The sequence below is a fragment of the Pseudoalteromonas sp. TB25 genome (genome assembly GCF_000497995.1).
GTDB classification, from domain to species: Bacteria; Pseudomonadota; Gammaproteobacteria; order Enterobacterales; family Alteromonadaceae; genus Pseudoalteromonas; species Pseudoalteromonas distincta.
On sequence record NZ_AUTI01000299.1, the window covers coordinates 1 to 5,640 of the forward strand.

Here is a 5,640-nt window from a genome sequence, read left to right on the forward strand (position 1 = left end):
CAGGTACAATCAACGCACGTGCTGGCACTTTGCGATTAGTAGTAATAGACAACGAACGCGGTAAATAACCGGCTCTAGATAAAGCAAACACTAAGCGACTATAACCATAAATAATAGAGAAAAACGAAGCGACTAACCCCGCAAGCCCTAATATATTTACAACGGTTGCTAAGCCCTCACTACCCGATGCATTTAATGCATCAACCAAAGGTACAGCACTTGCGCCCATTGCAGCAGCACCGCCAGCGCCAGGCACTAAAACAACAACTAAAAAAGCAGTAAATAACAAAAAGATCATTGCACCAATAATGCCTTTTGGCACATCTTTAGCGGGATCTTTTGCCTCTTCTGCAGCAAGCGGTACACCTTCAACCGCTAAAAATAACCACATGGCAAACGGTAATGCAGCCCAAACCCCGTACCAACCTAAAGGTAAAAACTCACTGGCTCCCACTGCATCGGTTACGGGGACGTCAAATAAGCGTGATGCATCAAAATTTGTAATTAAAACAAAAGCCGTTGCAATAATAGCTAATACTGCTAAACCACTTATTACCATCATTACTTTAAGTGCTTCTCCTACGCCTGCTAAATGAATGCCCACAAATAGTAAGTAAAATAATGCATATACCCATGGGCCATTAAATCCGGTGAGGGCTTCAACTGCAGAGCCTATAAAAATAACAATAGCAGCGGGTGCTAAGGCGTATTCAATTAATACCGCAAGCCCGGTTAAATAGCCTCCCGCAGGCCCCATAGCTTGGCGCGCAAAACTATAACCACCGCCTGCTGCAGGTATTGCAGCTGACATTTCAGCAAGCGACAATACCAGCGCTAAATACATAACTGCCATTAACACTGCAGCAATGGCAAAGCCACCCCAACCCGCTTCGGCAATACCAAAGTTCCAACCTGCAAAGTCACCCGATATTACATACGACACACCCAAACCTGCGAGTAATAACCACCCCGCAGTACCTCGTTTTAACTGTCTTTTAGCAAGGTACTCTGTATTATTAGTAGACATAACCCTTCTCCGTTGATGTTTAGTTTTTATTGTTTTATTTCATGTGTTTTTAATTAAAATTACTCAGCAATTAAAAAGTTAGTGGTTGAAACCTGATGCTCAATTACATCGTCTTGTGTACGGTCTTTTAAATTAACCCCAGTTAGTTTTAGTTTTTTAGCTTCACGTAATAAGTACAGCGCACGCCTAGCCGCTTCTGTATAAGGTAGGCCTGCTGGGCGAATATTCGATATGCAATTACGACATGCATCGTTAAGTCCTGTTTTAGGCTCCCATGTTAAATACAAGCCAAGGCTATCTGGCGAACTAAGTCCTGGGCGCTCTCCTATTAACACCATAACCACCTGCGCATTTAGCAACTCACCTATATCGTCGCCAATTGCTACTCGACCTTGTTCAACCAAAGTAATGGGGGCAATTTTAAATTGCTTGTCTGTTGTAAGGTGCGCTAATAGCTCTGTTATAAATGGGCATGCATTTTTTTGTACCGCTAACGAGGAGAGTCCATCAACCACTACAATCGCTAAATCGTATTTAGCCTGTGTAGTGTGCTTTTGTTTATTCATATAGCTGAGAAGTATTTGCCTACCATTTTCATCAAGCTTGCGGCCTAAATCGGGTCGCTGAAGGTAAGTAACCCTGTCAACAGCTTGGCTGTGTAAATGCAGGGGAGGGGCAACATCTTTTAATACGCTAATACTGCCTAGTTGCTCAGTCATTTCGTTAATATCAAGCGGAAAACTCACTGCATCGCGCGCTTGTGCATGAGATAGCTGAAAAGCCAGCATTTCTGAGGTTGGCAAACTTATACCCGCACGCCCAAGCCCAATACGGGCGTCGGTAAAACGGCGTAAATCACTCCAAGGATTGTGCACTACATTACCGTTATTTTTATGCTTGTTTACTGAGTCATCTAAAGGAGTGCTCTGTTTTAAACGTGATTTCATGAGCCACCTCCAGTAATTGCACCCAGAGGTTTAGCAAAAGCGGGAGGCAAGGTATCTGAAAGTGTAATATCGGCAGTGCTTTGCATTATTTTCATTTTGCTTAGCCATGCTTCAAACTCAGGGGCAGGTCTAGAGCCAAGTACACGGCGAACATATAATGCATCATGAAACGACGTAGTTTGGTAATTAAGCATAATATCGTCAGAGCCAGGTATTCCCATTACAAACGAGCAACCAGCAACACCTAATAGCGTAAGCAAGTTATCCATATCGTTTTGATCAGCCTCTGCATGATTGGTGTAACACACATCGCATCCCATCGGTATACCTAGTAACTTAGCGCAAAAATGATCCTCAAGTCCTGCTCGGGTAATTTCTTTACCATCAAACAAATATTCAGGGCCAATAAACCCCACCACGGTATTAACCAGTAACGGGTTAAACTTACGAGCAACGGCATAAGCGCGAGCTTCACACGTTTGCTGATCAAGCTCATGATGCGCATTTGCTGAAAGCGAACTGCCTTGCCCAGTTTCAAAATACATTACATTATTGCCAACAGTGCCACGCTTTAAACTCAAAGCGGCATCTTGCGCTTCAGCCAAGGTATTTAAATTAAAACCAAAACTTGAATTAGTCGCCTCTGTGCCACCAATCGACTGAAATACCAAATCAACTGGTGCGCCAGCTTCTATACATTCAATGGTGTTAGTAACATGGGTGAGCACGCAACTTTGGGTCGGTATGGCGTACTTTTGAATAACATCATCCATTAACGTCATTAATTTAATGGCTTGGGCAACGTTATCGGTTGCTGGGTTTATACCTATTACTGCATCGCCATTACCGTATAGCAAACCATCAAGCATGCATGCAGCAATACCATTAATATCGTCAGTTGGGTGATTTGGTTGTAAACGTGTAGATAAATGCCCGGGGAGGCCAATAGTATTTCTAAAAGCGCTCGTAACATGGCACTTTTTAGCAATTAATATGAGATCTTGATTGCGCATTATTTTGCTAACAGCAGCAGCCATTTCCGGCGTAATACCTTGCCTTATACTTGCAAGTACAGCAGGTGTTGCAAAGTCACTTAAAAGCCAATTACGAAAATCGCCTACGGTTAGATGTGCAATAGCCATAAAGGCATTTGCATCGTGCTCGTCAATAATTAAGCGTGTAATTTCGTCATCTTCGTAGGGAATAAGTACCTCATTTAAAAATGTTTTAAGAGGTATATCCGCCAATGTCATTTGTGCCACAGCACGTTCTTGTGCTGATTGTGCAATTACGCCCGCTAAGCGATCACCCGAACGCTGCGGTGTAGCTTTAGCCATTAACTGGGCTAAGTTCTTGAATTTATAAGTATGTGTACCTAAAGTGTAACTGTACGCTTGCCCCATGATTTACTCCACATAACTAATATGATCAATGATCAACCTTGGTATAGGTTTTGCTGCATCTTTAGCTATAAATCAATATTGAATAGTTACAAGACAGCTTATTTTGTACCAAGTAACTATCGAATTTTGGCAAAAGATTATTTATTAAACCAATTCAATTGGTTACACACGCAAAGCGGTGTTAACTTAAGCATAATGAAAGTGTAACGAAAAAGAGCATCCCCGATATGGCGCAGCAAAGTAGCTTCAGCGCACCACTAAAGAGCAAGGTGCAAACACACGATATAGACGAGCAAGCGCATAGCCTTACTCAATGGCAGCAAAAATACGATCAAATGAGCGACGGCAGCTTTTATGGTTGTATTGAAGAAACGGATTACGCCAATATTCATGTGTTTAAAGAATACACTGAGCGAGCGCTTCGTCAGCAATGTAACATAGCCCCTAATTCGGTTTGGCTCGGCATTCCTTGTCAGTCACAGCAAAGTAAAATTAATGGTTTAAGTGTGGCAAGTAATCAATTTATGTGCCGTACCAGTGATAACGACTTTGAGTTGATAACCCCTGAGCAATTTAATATTTATGGTTTGGTAATCGATTGGAACTCAATTGAATATATGGCGCAGCTCCAAGGCGTAACATTGAAAAACCTGGCATCTGCACAATCAGCTCGTTTATCGGTGAGCAACTCATCTTTGCAAACGGCAAGACAAATAATTAATAGCATGGTTGTAGGCAAGGGCTTTGGACTTAGAACCGAATCACAACAAGATATGCTAAACATGTTGGCACTACACTTATTACAAGCAGACAATACGCAGCAAAATATTGCGCCAAGTTATAAACACCGCAAAGCCGTAGTAGATAAAGTAAAAGATTACGTGGCCACAAATCCACAAAACCCAATAACCATAACCGAGCTGTGCGAGCTTTCCTTTGTAAGTAGGCGCACACTTCAGTATAGCTTTGAGAGTATTTTAGGAATTAACCCTTTGCGGTTTTTACGTTTAACACGCTTAAATAATGTAAGGCGGGAACTAAAAAAACCAAACCAAGATAAGCCAATTTCAGTAATAGCAGCCAATTGGGGATTTTGGCATGCGGGACAATTTGCTAAAGATTACACGCAACTATTTGGTGAAAACCCATCACAAACAGTTAAAAATAATAGTTTTAAAGGTTAAAAACTACACTTCTAACTTGAGTATAAACACCTGTAGATACCATCTCTCATTTTAAGCTTCAAGGTCGTATTTAACTTTCTTGGAGCTTAAACGCTTCTTGGTTTTTTATTACACCAAAACATATATGAATTAGCTTTCGCATATTTGCACACACAGCTTGCATTGGTGTTTTACCATTATTTATTAACGTTAACTTGTGTCGTTTTATTGTTTTATTCCATTGCCCAGCAACAACGGCTGCCATATAAAGTTTACATCGAATTCTGGCTGGGCCAAGTTTACTGATTGATGTTCGCCCTTTTAATTTACCCGATTCATTATGCCGTGGGATTAATCCACAATAAGCCGCCGCTTCTTTGGCTTTATTAAATTTTTTAGCCGCAAACAAATACGTCAGCTCTCTCGATAATACGGGCCCTATGCCAGGGATTGACTCAAGTAGTTTCCTGTTTCTTTTTAAATCAGGTTCATTATCTATGTGGTTATCAATGTCAGATTTAAGTTGTTTAATTTCATCGTCTAAAAACGCGATAGTCACTTTTATAGATTGGCAAACACGCGCAGAAACGTTGCTGAATTCACTTGCTTCTAATCGGTTCGCTTCTCGTTGCCGGTTACTCTCAAGCGCATCTAAACGACGGATAAGGGCTTTAAGCTCTCTAATTGCTAATGCTTCAGGTTGCCAATAATTAACGACTGCGTGCTTGGCACAGCCATAATGAGCAAGCATCGTTGCATCAGATTTGTCTGTTTTATGAATTATGTTTAAAGCGTCTGCATACTTTTTAGCTTTACCAGGGTTCGCTAAAATAATATTAAAGCCTTGCTCGTATAAAAAATACATCAGTGCTTCATGATAAACACCCGTTGGTTCGAGGGTGATAACGAGCTCATTAGCAGCGCTTTTTGTTGTATTTAAAAGCCATTTTTCTATTGTTACAAAATCTTGGCGCTTGTTTTTAAAGACTTTTGTTTTAATTTTATTTGTAAGTTGGTCTCTCAACCACGATAAATCAATCTTCTCTTTACTAATATCAATGCCGATAAACATCATCTCTACTTACTCCCCTTGTACATAC

Annotated in this window: 5 protein-coding genes; 1 reads left to right on the plus strand and 4 read right to left on the minus strand. The window is 41.0% G+C overall.

What is annotated here, in order from left to right:
- From L652_RS0110950 to L652_RS0110960, 3 genes are all read right to left on the minus strand, one after another.
- A partial coding sequence (locus L652_RS0110950; RefSeq protein WP_024594886.1) for an amino acid permease occupies window positions 1-1,027 on the minus strand: 1,027 nt, incomplete at its 3' end.
- Between the two features lie 59 nt (window positions 1,028-1,086).
- A complete protein-coding gene (gene eutC / locus L652_RS0110955; protein WP_024594887.1) occupies window positions 1,087-1,974 on the minus strand; it encodes an ethanolamine ammonia-lyase subunit EutC in 888 nt (295 codons plus the stop codon).
- Window positions 1,971-3,377, minus strand: coding sequence for an ethanolamine ammonia-lyase subunit EutB (locus L652_RS0110960; RefSeq protein ID WP_024594888.1), 1,407 nt, complete (start codon window positions 3,375-3,377; stop codon window positions 1,971-1,973). The genes eutC and L652_RS0110960 overlap by 4 nt, the downstream gene beginning before the upstream one ends.
- A 227-nt stretch (window positions 3,378-3,604) precedes the next feature.
- On the opposite strand from L652_RS0110960, the gene L652_RS0110965 reads away from it, so the two are divergent.
- A complete protein-coding gene (locus L652_RS0110965; protein WP_024594889.1) occupies window positions 3,605-4,561 on the plus strand; it encodes a helix-turn-helix domain-containing protein in 957 nt (318 codons plus the stop codon).
- A 70-nt stretch (window positions 4,562-4,631) separates the two neighbouring features.
- Here L652_RS0110965 and L652_RS0110970 read toward each other — a convergent pair whose 3' ends face one another.
- Window positions 4,632-5,615, minus strand: a complete 984-nt coding sequence (locus L652_RS0110970) for an IS110 family transposase (protein WP_024597435.1) — start codon at window positions 5,613-5,615, stop codon at window positions 4,632-4,634.
- Window positions 5,616-5,640 lie beyond the last annotated feature (25 nt).

Bases quoted from the DNA above. Each gene is read 5' to 3' on its own strand.
- L652_RS0110960 (WP_024594888.1), bottom strand. From the start codon at position 3,377: ATGGGGCAAGCGTACAGTTACACTTTAGGTACACATACTTATAAATTC.
- L652_RS0110970 (WP_024597435.1), bottom strand. From the start codon at position 5,615: ATGATGTTTATCGGCATTGATATTAGTAAAGAGAAGATTGATTTATCG.
- eutC (WP_024594887.1), bottom strand. From the start codon at position 1,974: ATGAAATCACGTTTAAAACAGAGCACTCCTTTAGATGACTCAGTAAAC.
- L652_RS0110965 (WP_024594889.1), top strand. From the start codon at position 3,605: ATGGCGCAGCAAAGTAGCTTCAGCGCACCACTAAAGAGCAAGGTGCAA.